General features: G+C 62.2%; 16 protein-coding genes and 1 tRNA gene. 9 read left to right on the top strand and 8 right to left on the bottom strand.

Annotated features, from left to right (window positions below; all coding sequences use genetic code 11):
- Nucleotides 1-178 precede the first annotated feature (178 nt).
- The 9 genes from B7H23_RS01145 (at nucleotide 179) to B7H23_RS01185 (ending at nucleotide 10107) form a co-directional block, all read left to right on the top strand.
- Nucleotides 179-1228 (top strand): TRAP transporter substrate-binding protein, encoded by a 1050-nt coding sequence (locus tag B7H23_RS01145; protein ID WP_094075578.1) that lies wholly within the window; start codon nucleotides 179-181, stop codon nucleotides 1226-1228.
- Nucleotides 1229-1344: 116 nt separating this feature from the next.
- On the top strand, nucleotides 1345-3408 hold the full coding sequence (locus tag B7H23_RS01150; RefSeq protein ID WP_094075579.1) for a TRAP transporter large permease subunit: 2064 nt from the start codon (nucleotides 1345-1347) through the stop codon (nucleotides 3406-3408).
- Nucleotides 3409-3481: 73 nt separating this feature from the next.
- Nucleotides 3482-5206: a D-lactate dehydrogenase gene (dld, locus tag B7H23_RS01155; RefSeq protein WP_094075580.1), complete on the top strand. Its 1725-nt coding sequence runs from the start codon at nucleotides 3482-3484 to the stop codon at nucleotides 5204-5206.
- An 11-nt stretch (nucleotides 5207-5217) separates the two neighbouring features.
- Nucleotides 5218-6366 carry an alpha-hydroxy acid oxidase gene (locus tag B7H23_RS01160; protein WP_094075581.1) on the top strand — a complete coding sequence of 383 codons (1149 nt, stop codon included), beginning with the start codon at nucleotides 5218-5220 and terminating at the stop codon, nucleotides 6364-6366.
- Between the two features lie 140 nt (nucleotides 6367-6506).
- Nucleotides 6507-6647 carry a hypothetical protein gene (locus B7H23_RS01165; protein ID WP_476703818.1) on the top strand — a complete coding sequence of 47 codons (141 nt, stop codon included), beginning with the start codon at nucleotides 6507-6509 and terminating at the stop codon, nucleotides 6645-6647.
- A 185-nt stretch (nucleotides 6648-6832) separates the two neighbouring features.
- Entirely contained in the window at nucleotides 6833-7852 is a 1020-nt protein-coding gene (locus B7H23_RS01170; protein ID WP_094075582.1) for a glycosyltransferase family 2 protein, read from the top strand.
- Nucleotides 7845-8873 (top strand): acyl-CoA/acyl-ACP dehydrogenase, encoded by a 1029-nt coding sequence (locus tag B7H23_RS01175; protein WP_094075583.1) that lies wholly within the window; start codon nucleotides 7845-7847, stop codon nucleotides 8871-8873. Before B7H23_RS01170 ends, B7H23_RS01175 begins: the two co-directional genes overlap by 8 nt.
- Nucleotides 8870-9523 carry a PIG-L deacetylase family protein gene (locus tag B7H23_RS01180; protein WP_158215735.1) on the top strand — a complete coding sequence of 218 codons (654 nt, stop codon included), beginning with the start codon at nucleotides 8870-8872 and terminating at the stop codon, nucleotides 9521-9523. Before B7H23_RS01175 ends, B7H23_RS01180 begins: the two co-directional genes overlap by 4 nt.
- On the top strand, nucleotides 9520-10107 hold the full coding sequence (locus B7H23_RS01185; protein WP_094075585.1) for a class I SAM-dependent methyltransferase: 588 nt from the start codon (nucleotides 9520-9522) through the stop codon (nucleotides 10105-10107). The genes B7H23_RS01180 and B7H23_RS01185 overlap by 4 nt, the downstream gene beginning before the upstream one ends.
- Before the next feature lie 94 nt (nucleotides 10108-10201).
- On the opposite strand, the gene B7H23_RS01190 is transcribed toward B7H23_RS01185, so the two are convergent.
- The 8 genes from B7H23_RS01190 to murA all read right to left on the bottom strand — a co-directional run bounded on the left by B7H23_RS01190 (nucleotide 10202) and on the right by murA (nucleotide 15364).
- Nucleotides 10202-10277, bottom strand: a tRNA-Phe gene (locus B7H23_RS01190).
- A 125-nt stretch (nucleotides 10278-10402) separates the two neighbouring features.
- Complete coding sequence (gene yacG / locus B7H23_RS01195; protein ID WP_094075586.1) at nucleotides 10403-10606, bottom strand: DNA gyrase inhibitor YacG; 204 nt, start codon at nucleotides 10604-10606, stop codon at nucleotides 10403-10405.
- Between the two features lie 87 nt (nucleotides 10607-10693).
- On the bottom strand, nucleotides 10694-11326 hold the full coding sequence (locus tag B7H23_RS01200; RefSeq protein ID WP_094075587.1) for a Maf-like protein: 633 nt from the start codon (nucleotides 11324-11326) through the stop codon (nucleotides 10694-10696).
- Between the two features lie 32 nt (nucleotides 11327-11358).
- A complete protein-coding gene (gene infA, locus B7H23_RS01205; protein ID WP_094075588.1) occupies nucleotides 11359-11577 on the bottom strand; it encodes a translation initiation factor IF-1 in 219 nt (72 codons plus the stop codon).
- A gap of 121 nt (nucleotides 11578-11698) precedes the next feature.
- On the bottom strand, nucleotides 11699-12178 hold the full coding sequence (locus B7H23_RS01210; RefSeq protein WP_094075589.1) for a UPF0262 family protein: 480 nt from the start codon (nucleotides 12176-12178) through the stop codon (nucleotides 11699-11701).
- Nucleotides 12171-13481: a histidinol dehydrogenase gene (gene hisD, locus B7H23_RS01215; protein WP_094075590.1), complete on the bottom strand. Its 1311-nt coding sequence runs from the start codon at nucleotides 13479-13481 to the stop codon at nucleotides 12171-12173. The genes B7H23_RS01210 and hisD overlap by 8 nt, the downstream gene beginning before the upstream one ends.
- A gap of 62 nt (nucleotides 13482-13543) precedes the next feature.
- On the bottom strand, nucleotides 13544-13984 hold the full coding sequence (locus tag B7H23_RS01220; protein WP_094076794.1) for a DUF2948 family protein: 441 nt from the start codon (nucleotides 13982-13984) through the stop codon (nucleotides 13544-13546).
- A gap of 90 nt (nucleotides 13985-14074) precedes the next feature.
- Nucleotides 14075-15364, bottom strand: a complete 1290-nt coding sequence (gene murA, locus B7H23_RS01225) for a UDP-N-acetylglucosamine 1-carboxyvinyltransferase (protein ID WP_094075591.1) — start codon at nucleotides 15362-15364, stop codon at nucleotides 14075-14077.
- Between the last annotated feature and the right edge of the window lie 343 nt (nucleotides 15365-15707).

Below are 15707 nucleotides of genomic sequence, written 5' to 3' on the forward strand. Positions count from 1 at the left end.
TCTGTTTTCTGTAAGATCATCGCACCAATCCCACGACTGCGAGAGTACATGACAGCCGATCGCTCCGACGAAAGTGGTAAAGAAGATTGTTGACTTGACCATTGGTAAACAATATTGACCACCTTGCAATTCTTGCATAGCCGCTATGCGGTATCGTCAATACGGAGGACTCAATCCTATGAAACACGCGCTGACCGGCCTGCTGCTCGCCGGCTCCATTCTCGCCCAGCCCGCCCTTGCCGCGGACAAGCTGCTTCTGAAAGTGCCGGTCGCATTTTCGACCGAGTTGCCGAGCCTTGGCACGCCGATTCCACGCGTGGCCGAAGAAGTCGAACTGATGTCTGGCGGCAATATCAAAATGAAGGTCTATGAGCCGGGCAAGCTGGTTCCGCCGTTCGAAATTCTGGACGCCGTCTCGGCCGGCAAGATCAATGCCGGTTACACCACGGCCGGCTACTGGGCTGGCAAGATTCCGGCCGCCCCGCTCTTCTCCGCCGTGCCGTTCGGCCCGGAAGCCGGCGAGTTCATGGCCTGGATGTATTACGGTAACGGACTGGACCTCTACCAGCGCATGTATGACGAAGCCGGATACAATGTGAAGGTTCTGCCCTGCGCCATCATCGCGCCGGAGACCTCGGGCTGGTTCTCCAAGGAGATCAATTCGCCGGAGGATCTGAAGGGCCTGAAAATGCGCTTCTTCGGCCTTGGCGGCAAGGTGATGGAGAAGCTTGGCGTTGCCACCTCGCTTCTGCCGGGCGGCGAAATCTTCCCGGCTCTGGAAAAGGGCGCGATCGACGCGACCGAATTCTCCATGCCGGCGATCGACCAGCGCCTCGGCTTCTACAAGGTCGCCAAGTACAACTACTTCCCGGGCTGGCACCAGCAGGCGACCGTTTTCGAACTACTGATCAACAAGGACGCCTGGAACGAAGCCAGCGAGCAGCATCAGGCCATCCTGTCGGAAGCCTGCAAGGCCTCCATGGCCGACAGCTTTGCCGAGGGCGAAGCGCTGCAGGCCGGCGCGCTGAAGAAGAACGTCGAGGAAAACGGCGTCGAACTGCGCAAGTGGAGCCCGGAGATGCTCGACCTCTTCCGCACCACCTGGGACCAGGTCGCCGCCGAGGAAAGCGCCAACGATCCGTTCTTCGCCGAGGTTTATGAAGACCTGACCGCGTTCCGCGAAGAATACAATCTGTGGGAAGAAAACGCCTTCCTGCCACGCCTCTGATCCCTCCGAGACGTTGAGCGACCCCAGCGCGCCGGGGCTCCCGGCGCGCTTTTCACCACACATCTGACTGCCACGTCCGCCCTTCCCGGCGGCTACGCGCGCAGAGGAGGACGATCATGACCCAGAAGCCTGAATATCACGGCGACGTCGCCGAAACCTACGAGGCGCTGATCGAGCATCCTGATGCCGACGATCTGCCTCTCGCACGGGCGCTGGACAACGGCATCAAGGCCATCGGCCATGTCGTGATGTGGGCCAATCTCATCCTCATGATGGCGATCATCGTCCAGGTCGTGCTGCGCTACGCGCTGAACATGAACTTCCCGAAGCTCGACGAATTGCAGTGGCATTTCTACGGCCTCGTCACGATGATCGGCGTGTCCTACGCGCTGACCACCGACAGCCATGTGCGGGTCGACCTGCTCTACATGCAGCTTTCGAACCGGGCGCAGCGCATCGTCGAGATCATCGGCATTCTCTTCCTTCTTGCCCCATTCATCTATCTGATGATCGACCAAGGCTACGACTATTTCGCCGAAAGCTACCGCGTCAACGAACGATCATCCTCGGCAACCGGTTTGCCGTTCCTCTGGGCTTTCAAGGCGCTGATTCCGGTCTCCTTCGTCCTGCTCGGCATCGCCGCGCTGGCGCGGCTCATGCATGACGTTCATGCCATCGTCACCCGACGGGACACCGATGAGGGCAAGGGCCTGATGCTGCCGCTGACGGCGCTTCTCATCGCCTTCGTGATAGCGGCGGGGTTGTCGACGCTGGTCGAAACCACCGAGGAGATGCTGGTCATCTCCATGTTCCTGACCTTTATCGGCATCCTGTTCACCGGCTTTCCGGTTGCCTGGGCGCTGGCCGGCACCGGAATGATCTTCGCCGGACTTGGCTACCATTTCGATATGGGCAACATGGCCTGGACCGGCCTGGAGGATACGTTCACCGGCCTCGACTATCTGACGCTCGGTTCCGTGGTGAACCGTGTCTACGCCACCATGTCGAACGCGGTTCTCGTTGCACTGCCGATGTTCATCTTCATGGGTCTGATGCTGGACGAGTCCGGCGTCGCGGAACGGCTGATGACAGCGATGACGCGTCTTTTCGGCACGGTGCGCGGCGGTCTTGCCATCACGGTCACGCTGATCGGCATCATCCTCGCCGCTTCGACCGGCATCGTCGGTGCGTCCGTCGTTTTGCTCGGCGTTCTTTCGCTACCCGCCATGATGCAGCACAACTACTCCAAATCGCTCGCAACCGGCGTCGTGGCCGCTTCCGGCACGCTCGGCATCCTTATCCCGCCATCCATCATGCTGGTCATCATGGCGGACCAGATGGCGCTGAGCGTCGGCGACCTCTTCATGGCCGCGGCCCTTCCCGGCATGCTGCTCGGCGTGATCTATCTGCTCTACATATTCATCATCGCGCTTCTGAAACCGTCATCGGCCCCAGCGCCGGCGGACGCCAAGCGCATCGACTGGCCGATCATTCGCGATGTGATCATCGCCGTGCTACCGCCCCTGGCGCTGATCCTGTCGGTTCTCGGCTCGATCTTTGCCGGCATCTGCACCCCGACCGAAGCGTCCGGCATCGGTGCGGCCGGCGCGACGCTATTGGCGCTCGGCTACCGCAAGCTGACCTGGGCGAAGACATGGAACGTGCTGAAGGCGACATTCAACACGACCGCCTATATCTTCGCCATCTTCCTCGGTGCCACGATCTTCTCTTTCGTGTTGCGCGAACTGGGCGGCGACGAGTTGATCGAATCTCTCGTCACCTCGACGGGGCTCGGTCCGAACGGCACGGTGATCTTCATTCTCGGAATCGTCTTCCTGCTCGGCTTCGTGCTGGACTGGATCGAGATCACACTGATCGTTCTGCCTCTCATGCGCCCAATCGTGAACGGCCTCGGCCTCGACATTCCCGGCTTTGGCGAGATCGACGAACCGGCGCTGATCTGGTTCGTGATCCTGGTTGCCGTGGCGCTCCAGACCTCGTTCCTGACACCGCCAGTCGGCTTCTCGCTCTTCTATCTGAAGGGGGTCTGCCCGCCGAGCATTCGCCTGACGGACATCTATAAGGGTATTGTGCCGTTCGTGTTGCTGCAGCTCTTCGGTCTGGCTCTTGTCTTCATGTGGCCCGCCTTGACCACCTGGCTGCCATCGGTCGCCTATTAGGGACGGCCCTGCCCTGAACGCAGTTCGCCTCGGCCGGTCCGCCGGTCGAGGCTCCAACGCAAGGAGAGTGCCGATGTCCGGAGAAAACCTGATCGACGAGCTTTCAAGCATCGTCGGACGCCGCCGCTGCCTGACCGATCCGGCCAGCACGGAGCGCTACCGAAGCGGATTCCGTTCCGGCGAAGGCGAGGCCATCGCCGTCGTCATTCCCGGAACGCTGGTGGAGATGTGGCGAGCGCTTCAGGCCATCGTCGCCGCCGATTGCATCATCATCTGTCAGGCGGCCAATACCGGGCTGACGGAGGGCTCGGCGCCGAAGGGCGTTTACGAGCGCGATGTCGTCATCATCTCCACCCTGCGGCTCGACAGGCTGCACCTGCTCGATGAGGGGCGGCAGGTGGTCAGCCATCCGGGCGGCACGCTCTTCGCACTGGAGAAGCTTTTGGACCCGCTCGGGCGCCAGCCGCATTCGGTGATCGGTTCCTCCTGCATCGGCGCGTCGATCATCGGCGGGGTCTGCAACAATTCCGGCGGCGCGCTGGTCCGGCGCGGTCCGGCCTATACGGAACTGGCGCTTTTCGCCCGGATCGACACGGAAGGCGATCTTGAACTCGTCAATCATCTCGGTATCGATCTCGGCGACACGCCCGAAGAGATGCTCGGTCGGCTGGACCGGGGCGAGATCGACCCAGCCAGTGTCCAGCACGATACCGGCCGCGCCTCCGACGACAGCTATGGCGAGCGGGTCCGCGACATCGATGCCGAGACACCGGGACGATTCAACGCCGACCCGCGAGGCCTCCATGAAGCGTCCGGGTCGGCCGGAAAGATTGCGATCTTCGCGGTGCGGCTCGATACATTCGCGGCCGAAACTGGCGAGAAGGTGTTCTACATCGGCACCAACGACACTACCGCGTTGACGGCTATGCGCCGCCGGCTCCTGAGCGAGTTGGACGAGTTGCCGGTCAGCGGCGAATATCTGCACCGCGAATGCTTCGACATCGCCCACCGTTACGGCAAGGACACGGTGATGATGATCGACTGGCTCGGCACTGACCGGCTGCCGTTCTTCTTCGCGCTGAAGGGCGCGGTCGACGCGCGCGCACGCAAATGGCGGTTCCTGCCCGCCAATCTGACCGACCGGGTGATGCAGACGCTGTCGCAAATGACGCCGGAGACGCTGCCGAAGCGGATGCTCGCCTTTCGGGACCGCTTCGAACACCACCTGATCCTGAAGGTCTCAGGGCCGACCGCTGCTGCGACCGAGGCGATCCTCACTGACACGATCGGTGAAGACGGCTTCTTCGTGTGCAACGAGACCGAAACGAAGAAAGCCATGCTGCACCGGTTCGCCGCCGCCGGCGCCGCCGTCCGCTACGCCGCCGTGCGAAACTACGCGCCGGAAGCGATCGTCGCGCTCGACATCGCGCTACGGCGCAATGACGATGACTGGTTCGAGAAACTGCCGCCCGAACTCGAAGACGAGATCGAAGCCAAGCTCTATTACGGGCACTTTCTGTGCCATGTGCTGCATCAGGACTACGTGGTGCGGCCCGGCGTCGATCCGAACGTGGTCAAGGCGAAAATGCTGGCGTTGCTCGACAAGCGCGGCGCGGAGTATCCAGCCGAGCACAATGTCGGCCATCTCTACAAGGCCAAGCCGGCGCTTCGCGCGCATTATGAGAAGCTCGACCCGACCAACAGCTTCAATCCGGGCATTGGAAAGACGTCGCGCGAGCGGCACTATGGCCGGTCCTGCGGATGCGGCGGTCGATCCGATGAGGCGGCGGCAGAGTAAGGACGAGCGATATGCGACTGTCACAGTGTCACAATTTCCATGACTTCCGACGGCTGGCGCAACGGCGGCTTCCGGGACCGGTTTTCAATTATATCGACGGCGGCGCGGACGATGAGGTCAGCTATCGCAAGAACACAAGCGCCTTCGACAATTGCGATCTTCTGCCTTCGGTTCTGAACGGTGCGGCCGAGGTCGACATGTCCATCACCGTCATGGGCCAGAAACTGGCGATGCCGGTCTATTGCTCGCCGACGGCGCTGCAGCGGCTCTTCCACCATCGGGGCGAACGGGCGGTCGCGGCGGCAGCCGACAAGTTTGGCACCATGTTCGGGGTCTCTTCGCTCGGTACCGTCAGTCTGGAAGAGCTGCGGCAGAAACATGCCAGTCCGCAGGTCTACCAGTTCTACTTCCATCGCGACCGGGGCCTGAACAATGCCATGATGCAGCGCGCCAAGGAGGCCGGCGTCGATGTGATGATGCTGACCGTCGACAGCATTACCGGCGGCAATCGCGAGCGCGACCTGCGCACCGGCTTTTCCATTCCGTTCCGGCTGACGCTTGCCGGCATGATGCAATTCGCCATGAAGCCGATGTGGGGGATCAACTACGTCACCCACGAGAAATTCCGCCTGCCGCAGCTCGACGATTTCGTCGATATGTCGGGCGGAGCCAGTTCGATCGGCGGCTATTTCACCGAAATGCTGGACCCTTCCATGAACTGGGACGATGTCGCGCAGATGGTGCGGGACTGGGACGGACAGTTCTGCCTCAAGGGCGTGATGACGGTCGAGGATGCACGCCGCGCCGCCGAGATCGGCTGCACGGGGATCGTCCTGTCGAACCATGGCGGGCGGCAGCTCGATGGATCGCGCACGCCCTTCGACCAGCTCGCCGAGGTGGTGGATGCGGTCGGCGACCGGATCGACGTGATGATGGATAGCGGCATCCAGCGCGGCACCCATGTTCTCAAGGCGCTGTCCCTGGGCGCGAAAGCTGTCGGCATCGGACGCTATTATCTCTACGCCCTCGCGGCCGCCGGCCAGCCCGGCGTTGAGCGCGCCCTGCATCTGCTGCGCGCCGAAATCGAGCGCGACATGAAGCTGATGGGCGCGCGGACGATTGCCGATCTGGACCGCAACAGCGTGCGTTGGTCCGCCTAACCGCGCGAACGCCTCGTCGTCAGGATTTCGCTTCTCCCTTCGGAGCGACCGCGCCGCCGCAATATCTCTCGTAAAGAACTGCAGAGCCTCTCCGCCATCATCGTCGACGATGGGGTAGAACATCGTCTGAGTTCGTCGCCATGCGCGAGGCGCGCGATGCGACGCTCGAAGTGCCGACCCTGATCCTGCCCTCCGTTCAGGTCAACATCCGCGCCGGCGAAATGCCATCTGCCGAGGACAGTGGCGTCTTCTACCTCAAAATCCCGATCAACCAGCTTTGAACGCATGTCCATGGCGACGGTACGGGCAGCGGCAACCCTCTTATAATCTTTTCCTCGACTGGCGTGCGGCCCCTTACGTCATTTGACAAGAATTAGTCTCTGGCGCATCGTCCCATCAATCTGAATTAAAGATCACTCGTCAAAGGTGGCGATAGTGGCGATATGTTCCTGAAAACACTCGCACGATGAACATTGCCATTGCCGTACCTGTTCGCGATGAGGAACGCGGCCTTCCCCATCTTCTGACCGCACTTGCCGCCCAAGAGGGTGTCGAGCAGGCGATGCTGAGCATCTATCTTTTGTTCGACGGCTGCACCGATCGGGGCGTGGAGATCGCCAAGGCGTTCTTCGAACGCCATCCGAACAGGGGTGGCTGGTCGGTGATCGAACGACAAACCGAGCCATCAGCGGGTCGGGCCCGGCGTGCGGCGGCCGATGCCGTCCTGCGGCACTGCGAGTTCAATCCGCCTGACATCCTTCTCACCAGCGATGCGGACACCGTTCCCGACCGCGACTGGATCGCCTCGGCCGCCTACGATCTTCGCCATGTCGACGTCGTGGCCGGCTATACGGCCCGCGATACCGCCACATCTCTTCCCGCGCGCGACGCGCTGGAGGATTATCTGGAACGGCTGCACGCCCTGCGCCGGCGCATCGATCCCCTCGACTACGATCCGGCTCCATCCCACCCCTGGGTCGGCGGCGCGAATCTCGGCATTCGCCTATCGGCCTATCAGCAGCTGGGCGGCTTTCGCGAACTGGAGAGCGGCGAAGATCGCGATCTGGTCGACCGGGCACGTCATGACGGCCTGCGCGTCCGTCACTCCCGGCGGATGCGGGTGCGGACCTCCTCACGCCTTGAAGGGCGCGCGAGAGGCGGCCTGGCCGATGCGCTTCGCCATATGGCCAGCGAAGTTGGCGAGCCACAGGTCGAACATCCCTTCGATGCGGCCCGCCAATATGGCCGTCACGCCTTGGCAAGGCGCGCCTTCTTCGTCCGTGACGATACCGAGTTGGACTGGATCCGACTTGGATCGTCCATTGGAACACCGGCAGAGGCTCTTCGAACAATCGCAGGCCGGGCCGCCAATGCCGAAGCCTTCGTGATGAAGGCCGTTCCGGTGCACCCCACATCCCGGTCCCTGCCCCTCAGCAAAGCCTCGAACATGCTCGACACGCTCACTCCGGAGCAATTTCATGAATAGGGTCGTGCTATCCGAACCCACCCTGCCTTCGCGCAAGGACATACCTTCGAACAGCCGGTTCGTCTTGCGCTCCATCGCTGTTCTGGACCGAAATCGACCTCATGGCGACCCGCAGGACGAAGCCGCGATGGACGCGCTGTTGCATCGGCTCTTCCGGGCCGGTCGCCACGATATTGCACTTGGACGTCTGTTCGAAGGCCATGTCGATGCCTTGCAGATCCTTTCACGCTACGGCAGCGAGGAAGACCTGCAATCGCTAAGAGCCGGCGAAAACGAACATCCTGTTCTGGGTGTGTGGAATGCCGAAGGGCCGGACCACCGGCTGACATTCGACGGCGATCGCATCACGGGCGGGAAGTCATACGCATCCGGCGCGGGCATTCTCAGCCATGCCTTGGTTACGACCAGTGCCGGAACGCCTGCCGTGCAACTGCATCTCGTGGATCTGAAAGGCGCATCGCCAGAGACCGACGAAAGCTGGTGGAACGTTTCCGGCATGAAACAATCGGCGACCCATCGCGTATCCTGGCAGGGGGCGAAGGCCAGGCCGATCGGCAGCCCCGGCGACTATGAGCGCGAACCCTGGTTCAGTGGAGGTGCGCTCCGGTTCACGGCGGTGCAGGCTGGCGGCATCGCCGGACTGACCGATGCGGTACGCAACCATCTCGTCACTCTGCATCGCCAGGACGATCCCGTTCAGCAAAGGCGGCTTGCCGAACTGTTCGGCCTGGCGTCCGCCGCAACTGCAACGGTTCGCCAGACCGGTCGGGAAATCGTCCGGGGCGATGACGAGGAGGGCGGTGCGAAAGTCGCCAATGCGCGCAATCTGATCTACCGGTTCGGCGAGGAGGCCATTGCCATCGCGCAACGCGCCTGTGGAACCGCCGCCTATTTCCGCGACAATCCGGTATGCCGTTTCGCGCAGGATCTCGGCATGTATATCCGCCAACCCGGCCCCGATGCGCAGTGCGCCAAAGTCGGAAAAGCCGTCGCCAACGAAGCGCTCGATCCTTGGCAATGAAAGGGATCGATCTGAATGGGGTGCGTCATGCGGTGATCGTCGCGCCCCATTCCGATGACGAAACGATCGCCGCCTTCCATCTGATCTGCGCGTTGCGGCGGCGGGGCGCTCGCGTCGACATCGTCGTCGTCACGGACGGGTCGGCTTCCCATCGCAACAGTGCAAGCTGGCCGAAGCCGCGCCTGGTGGCCGAGCGCCGCCGCGAGACGATGCGGGCTATGGCCATGGCCGGGGTGCCGCGTGACCGGATCGAATTTCTGGGCCTGCCCGATGGCGGGCTGCGCAGCCTCGACCGCAGGCAAATTGAAACCGCCCTCGTCGGACTGCGCCAGCGACCGGAGCCGGATCTTCTCATCGTGCCGAGCGTTTTCGATGATCATCCCGACCATCGTGTCGTTGCCCGACTGTGCGAAAGGGCCTGGCCGAAGTGCGTGAAGCGGCTACATTATATCGTCTGGCCGGACCGGCAAAATGAAGCGCGCCCATCCTACTGCGATCTTGCCATAGCCGGCTGCCCGTTACGCAAGCGCCTTGTCATGCGCCGTTATCGCACACAGACCGGAATCATCACCGACGATCCCGCCGGTTTCTCACTGATGCCGCCAATGCTGACGCGAATGTGCAGAAGCCATGAGCACTTCGCCTCATGATCGTGGAGAAGGCGAGCCTGGAACATTTCGACACGCTGTTCGGACGGTCGCCGGACCCGTGGGGCACCCGCAGTAAACGGTCCGAAGGCTTCAAGCGGGGTCATATCGTTCGGATGCTCGGTCCGCATAGCCGGGGGCGGATTCTGGAACTGGCCTGCGGCAATGGCAGCAACAGCCAAGCCTTGGCGGCGCGCGGGCTTCGACTAACCGCTTGTGACGGTTCGCCCGCCGCCCTCGAACGCGCGAGCGAAAGCCTGACGGAGCTGGCAAATGTCGATCTGTTTCATCTGGTTTTACCAGGGCGCTTTCCCACCGGGCCGTTCGACGCCATCATCATTGCCGAACTGCTCTATTATCTCGACGATCGCACGCTCAATGCGGTGATGTCCGAAATCGATCGAAATTTGCGGCCCGGCGGCTCGCTGATCCTATGCCATCACCATCGTCAGTTCGGCGACGCGCTTCAGCAACAGACCGGCCTCCATGAGCGGTTTCTGCGGCGGTCCGTCCACCGGTGGGTCGAGCGAAACACGCAACGGACCATGAACTGGTCGGCTGTGCGCCTGGACCGGCCGTTACGCTGAGCGAACACCATCGGACTTGAAGAGCAGCCGCCAATTCGCCGGTCGCGTTTCAGTAGCAACTCCGGAATGGACGCAAGAAACAAGAGAAGAACAATGGTGCCCAGGGGTGGAATCGAACCACCGACACTGCGATTTTCAATCGCATGCTCTACCAACTGAGCTACCTGGGCACTCCGGGAAACCGGCCCTTAAGGCCGACGCGGCTTGGTATTCCAACGTCCGGAAACGGGCGGGTTATAGCGACGCCTCCGGCACGTGGCAAGCGGTCGGATGCGGCTTTTTTCGTCCTTATGAATCAATCGCCACGCTGGGCGGTTTCCTCCACGTTTTCTTCCTCTTCCGTCACCGGAATTGCGTAACTTCCGGTCAGCCAGCGCGATAGATCGACATCCTTGCAACGATGCGAACAGAAGGGAAAATGTTCGCGTGCGCTCGGCTGCCCGCATTCCGGACAAGGGCGGGCTGGGCGCAGGGGTGTGACATTATCGGCGGTGGCCATATGAGATCCGTCGTTTGGCTGACTTGGTAAATTGCGCAACCCGCATCATCTTGGCATTCACGCCGCGACGATCAAGTCCATACGCCGTCAAACGCGGCCCGGCTTGCCCAGCCAGCTCTGGTGAACGTGAAACCCCTCGCCGACCAGCAGCGAGACCGTTTCGTAGAGCGGCAGGCCGACGACATTGGAATAGCTGCCGACAAGCTTGATGACGAATGTGCCGGCAAGCCCCTGAATGGCATAGCCGCCTGCCTTGCCACGCCATTCACCGCTCGCCAGATAGGCCTCGATTTCCTCAGCGCCAAGTCGCTTGAAGCGTACGCGGCTTTCCACCATGCGCTGGCGGAACTGTCCTTTCGGCGTCACCAGGCAGATGCCGCTATGCACCCGATGGCTGCGCCCCGACAGGAGCCGAAGCGCCGAAGAGGCTTCATCGACCATTTCCGTCTTCGGCAAAATTCGCTGACCGACCGAAACCACCGTATCGGCCGCAAGAATAAACGCCCGCTTCTGTTCGGGCTGCTCACGTTGCGCCTCGAAGGCTGCCTCGGCCTTCTGCACCGAGAGCCGCTTGGCAAGGGAACGCGGGTGTTCGGCGCGACGCGGCGTTTCGTCGATTTCCGTCGGCAGCAGGGAATCCGGTTCGATGCCGGCCTGCTGCAACAATTCGACACGCCGCGGCGAGCCCGATGCGAGGATCAGTTTCTGCAGCACGCTCATGCTGGTGTCGCCTTTCGCCGCCGCATGGCGACTTATTTGAAGCGATAGGTGATGCGGCCCTTGGTCAGATCATAGGGCGTCATTTCGACTAGGACCTTATCACCCGTGAGCACGCGGATACGGTTCTTGCGCATTCGTCCAGCCGTGTGAGCAATGATTTCGTGATCGTTTTCGAGCTTGACCCGAAACATGGCGTTCGGGAGCAATTCCGTCACGACACCGGGAAATTCGAGGACTTCTTCTTTCGCCATTCTTCGCCTTTATCCATTATGGCGCGACCGGAGCCGGTCATGCGCGCGCGGAACCTATAGGAAGAGCCGGCAGAAGGAAACAGCCCCTCGCCGGCAGTTCGTCTATCGCTGAACGAGGCTTTTAACCACGCCAGTGCAGAACGCAAACCAACGTGAACAAACGCCGCGCCGTATCGAAATCGATTTCTATCTTACCGGCCAACCGGTCCTGCAGGGTCTGGCTGCCTTCATTGTGAAGCCCGCGCCGCCCCATATCGATCGCCTCGATCTGTGCGGAAGACGCGGTGCGGATCGCCTCGTAATAGCTTTCGCATATCATGAAATACTCTTTGACGATCCGACGAAACGGCGTAAGCGACAGAATATTCGTGACCACGGCATCGCCATTCTCGCGCGAAATCTCGAAAATCAGCTTGTTGTCGCGTACACCCAAGCGCAGCTTGTAGGGGCCGCCACCCTCGTCGCCAACCGGCTGGAAGCTGTTCTCCTCGATCAGATCAAAAATGGCGACCTCGCGCTCATGCTCCACATCGGGCGTGGAGCGACCGATCGATTCATCGAGCACCACATCGATCAGGCGGGCGTTCTGCCGTTCAGCCATCGCTGCCTCCGGCATTCATGCGAATGGCGACCGAACGCGCATGGGCTCCCAAACCTTCCGCCTCGGCCAGCGCGATCGCCGCCGGGCCGAGCGCGCGGAGCTGCTCGGGGCCGCATTTCAATATGCTGGTGCGCTTCATGTAATCCAGTACGCCCAGACCCGACGAGAACCGGGCCGAGCGTGCGGTCGGAAGAACGTGGTTCGAGCCGCCGACATAATCGCCGATCACTTCGGGCGTATGCGCGCCGATAAAGATCGCGCCCGCATTGCGGACCTTGGCAGCGTAGTCGTCGGCACCCTCGAAGGCGAGTTCCAGATGTTCGGCGGCGACCCGGTTCACCAGCGGCAGGGCGGCATCGAAATTCTCGACCAGGATGACCGCGCCGAAATCGTCCCAGGAGGCCCGCGCGATGGCGGTGCGCGGCAACGTCACAAGCTGCCGCTCGACAGCCGCCATCACCGCTTCGCCGAACGCTTCGTCATCCGTCACCAGAATGGATTGCGCCGCCGCGTCATGCTCGGCCTGAGCCAGAAGATCGGCCGCGATCCAATCGGGATTATTGTCGCCATCGGCCAGAACCAGCACTTCCGACGGCCCGGCGATCATGTCGATTCCGACCGTGCCGAAGACGCGCCGCTTGGCGGCTGCGACATAGGCGTTTCCGGGGCCGACGATCTTGGAAACCGGCGCAATCGTTTCGGTGCCATAGGCAAGCGCCGCCACGGCCTGCGCTCCGCCGACGCGGTAGATTTCGCTCACCCCGGCCAGCCGCGCCGCGACCAGCACCAGCGGATTGACGGCGGCATCGGGCGTCGGCACCACCATGGCAATGCGTTCGACGCCTGCCACAGCCGCCGGTACCGCATTCATCAGAACGGAGGAAGGGTAGGAGGCCGTGCCGCCCGGCACGTACAGCCCGACAGCCTCTATCGCCGTCCAACGACTGCCGAGTTCGACGCCCAGCGCATCGGTATAGCTGTCATCCTTCGGCCGTTGCCGCTCATGATGGGAGCGAATGCGGTCGCGCGCGAGGGTCAAGGCCTCGATGGTCGCAGGCGGCACCTCGTCGAACGCGGCGTCGATCTCGTCTTCGTTGAAGGCGAGGCCGGCGGTCGATGCGACTTCGAACCGGTCGAACCGGCGCGTATAGTCTATGAGCGCTTCGTCGCCGCCGGTCTTTATACCCGCAATGATGTCGGCCACCGTCCGATCGACATCTTCCGAAGCTTCGCGCTTCATCCCCAGAAGGGCTGCGAAACGGTCCTCGAAATCGGATGCGGCGGTCGAAAGCGTGATGGCCATGACTGGCTTTGATTTTCCCTACCCGGCCTGAACCGGCTGTCACTGAAGGCGAAGCGGCCGCCCTACAGTTTGTGAGCCGGCCGGTTCTCCGTCTGCCATGCCGCGCCCAGATCGGCAAGGCGCAGTTCGATACACTCGACATCGAGCGCGATCGTGGCGTCGGCGGAGAAGACCAGTTCGACAGTGCCGCCGGGATCGTCTTCCGCTTCACTGGGCGTGAAACGGATGGCAAGGAGGTTCAGCACCGCCTCATCGGCTGCCTGGTCGATATTGCTGGAGCGAACGGCGGAGACCGCACCGATGGAGAGGGCTGCAAGACGCCGCTCACCCCGGCCGAAGAAGCGGCGCTTCTTCTCCCAGGCGTAGCGGCGGATCGGCAGAACGAATGTCCGGGTGCGCTTGTCGAAGGATGCCTCGACGGGCTTGGCGAGCGCATCCTGACAATGGGCGGAGACCACCACCAGGTCGTCCGTATCGAAGGCGGCGAGTTTCAGGGCTTCCATAAGACCTTCCATATGCGCATCGGGCGCTCACGGTTCAACATTGTCCCCGATCTCGCCAAGTCCAGTCGTCTATCGACGATCCGGCCGGTCTCAGTCGGCCACACGCTCGATCTCGGCGCCGCAGCCTGCGAGCTTTGCCTCCAGTCGCTCGAAGCCACGGTCCAAATGGTAGACGCGATTGACCTCGGTGGTACCCTCGGCTGCCAAACCTGCGATAATAAGCGCCGATGACGCGCGCAGATCGGTCGCCATCACGGGCGCGCCACGAAGCACCGGCACACCCTCGACCACGGCGGACTGACCCGAGAGGCTGATATGGGCACCGAGCCGCGCCAGCTCCTGCACATGCATGAAGCGGTTTTCGAAGATCGTCTCGACGATGCGCGATGTTCCGGTCGAGCGCGTCATCAGCCCCATGAACTGCGCCTGCAGATCGGTCGGGAACCCGGGAAAGACTTCGGTCGTCACATCAACCGGATTGATCTCGGCGCCATTCTTGCGCACGCGAATACCGCCCGCCTCCTCGATGACGTCCGCGCCGCTCTCGCGGATCTTTTCCAGCGCCGCCTGCAGAAGATCGGCCTTCGCGCCGGCCAGCAGCACATCGCCGCCCGTCATCGCGACGGCCATGGCGTAGGTCCCGGTCTCGATGCGATCCGCCACGACCGCATGGCGCGCGCCGGACAGCTGATCGACGCCCTCGATGATGATGGTGGACGTTCCGTGGCCGGAAATCTTCGCGCCCATGGCAATCAGGCATTCGGCCAGATTGACGACCTCCGGTTCGCGCGCGGCGTTTTCCAGCTCGGTCGTGCCCTTGGTCAGCGTCGCCGCCATCATCAGCACATGGGTGGCCCCGACCGACACTTTCGGAAAGACATAGCGTCCGCCCTTCAGTCCACCCTCGGCTTTTGCGTTGACATAGCCGCCATCGACCTCGATCTCCGCGCCAAGATGGTGCAGCCCGTCTATGAACAAATCGACCGGGCGTGTGCCGATGGCGCAACCACCCGGCAATGAGACACGCGCCCGGCCGGTGCGCGCCAGAAGCGGGCCGACGACCCAGAAGCTGGCCCGCATTTTTGAAACCAGCTCGTAAGGCGCGGTGGTGTCGACGATGTTGCGGGCGGTGAAGTGGATGTTGCGGGCGTAATTTTCATCCTGGCCGCGGCGCTTGCCGGTGACCGAATAGTCGACGCCATGATTGCCGAGAATGCGGATCAGTTGATCGACATCGTCGAGATAGGGCACATTTTCCAGCGTCAGCGTATCGTCGGTCAGCAGTGATGCGATCATCAGCGGCAGCGCCGCGTTCTTTGCGCCGGAAATCGGAATGGTGCCGATCAGCGGCTTGCCGCCCACTATGCGAATACGATCCATAAAAACCCCAAAATGATGCGATGCGTCCCTTGCAATCGACGGTAGCTGACGGCCCGCCCGCGCGGTTTGCGTCAGGTCAAGACAAGCGCGTTCCTCTAGACGATGTTTGGGAGACGTTCAAGAATCGCCCTTCGGACGTGGTGAAACGGTCCCCTCCTTCGCGGTAGCGTGGCCATCTTCGGCCGCCGGAAGGCCGCTTCGCCGGTCGGCCTTGCCGCCCCGCGAGGCGTGGGACTGGGCCTTGCGGCGCCGAATGTTTGCGCGAAGCTGTTCGGCCAGCCGTTCTTTTCTGTCCTTCTCCGACACGTCCGCGACCCTTTCCATACCGGCCAATTCAGGCTGC

The sequence above is a fragment of the Notoacmeibacter marinus genome, from assembly GCF_002238045.1.
Taxonomy (GTDB): Bacteria; Pseudomonadota; Alphaproteobacteria; order Rhizobiales; family Rhizobiaceae; genus Notoacmeibacter; species Notoacmeibacter marinus.

Bases quoted from the DNA above. Each gene is read 5' to 3' on its own strand.
- B7H23_RS01145 (WP_094075578.1), top strand. From the start codon at position 179: ATGAAACACGCGCTGACCGGCCTGCTGCTCGCCGGCTCCATTCTCGCC.
- B7H23_RS01150 (WP_094075579.1), top strand. From the start codon at position 1,345: ATGACCCAGAAGCCTGAATATCACGGCGACGTCGCCGAAACCTACGAG.
- dld (WP_094075580.1), top strand. From the start codon at position 3,482: ATGTCCGGAGAAAACCTGATCGACGAGCTTTCAAGCATCGTCGGACGC.
- B7H23_RS01160 (WP_094075581.1), top strand. From the start codon at position 5,218: ATGCGACTGTCACAGTGTCACAATTTCCATGACTTCCGACGGCTGGCG.
- B7H23_RS01165 (WP_476703818.1), top strand. From the start codon at position 6,507: ATGCGCGAGGCGCGCGATGCGACGCTCGAAGTGCCGACCCTGATCCTG.
- B7H23_RS01170 (WP_094075582.1), top strand. From the start codon at position 6,833: ATGAACATTGCCATTGCCGTACCTGTTCGCGATGAGGAACGCGGCCTT.
- B7H23_RS01175 (WP_094075583.1), top strand. From the start codon at position 7,845: ATGAATAGGGTCGTGCTATCCGAACCCACCCTGCCTTCGCGCAAGGAC.
- B7H23_RS01180 (WP_158215735.1), top strand. From the start codon at position 8,870: ATGAAAGGGATCGATCTGAATGGGGTGCGTCATGCGGTGATCGTCGCG.
- B7H23_RS01185 (WP_094075585.1), top strand. From the start codon at position 9,520: ATGATCGTGGAGAAGGCGAGCCTGGAACATTTCGACACGCTGTTCGGA.
- yacG (WP_094075586.1), bottom strand. From the start codon at position 10,606: ATGGCCACCGCCGATAATGTCACACCCCTGCGCCCAGCCCGCCCTTGT.
- B7H23_RS01200 (WP_094075587.1), bottom strand. From the start codon at position 11,326: ATGAGCGTGCTGCAGAAACTGATCCTCGCATCGGGCTCGCCGCGGCGT.
- infA (WP_094075588.1), bottom strand. From the start codon at position 11,577: ATGGCGAAAGAAGAAGTCCTCGAATTTCCCGGTGTCGTGACGGAATTG.
- B7H23_RS01210 (WP_094075589.1), bottom strand. From the start codon at position 12,178: ATGGCTGAACGGCAGAACGCCCGCCTGATCGATGTGGTGCTCGATGAA.
- hisD (WP_094075590.1), bottom strand. From the start codon at position 13,481: ATGGCCATCACGCTTTCGACCGCCGCATCCGATTTCGAGGACCGTTTC.
- B7H23_RS01220 (WP_094076794.1), bottom strand. From the start codon at position 13,984: ATGGAAGCCCTGAAACTCGCCGCCTTCGATACGGACGACCTGGTGGTG.
- murA (WP_094075591.1), bottom strand. From the start codon at position 15,364: ATGGATCGTATTCGCATAGTGGGCGGCAAGCCGCTGATCGGCACCATT.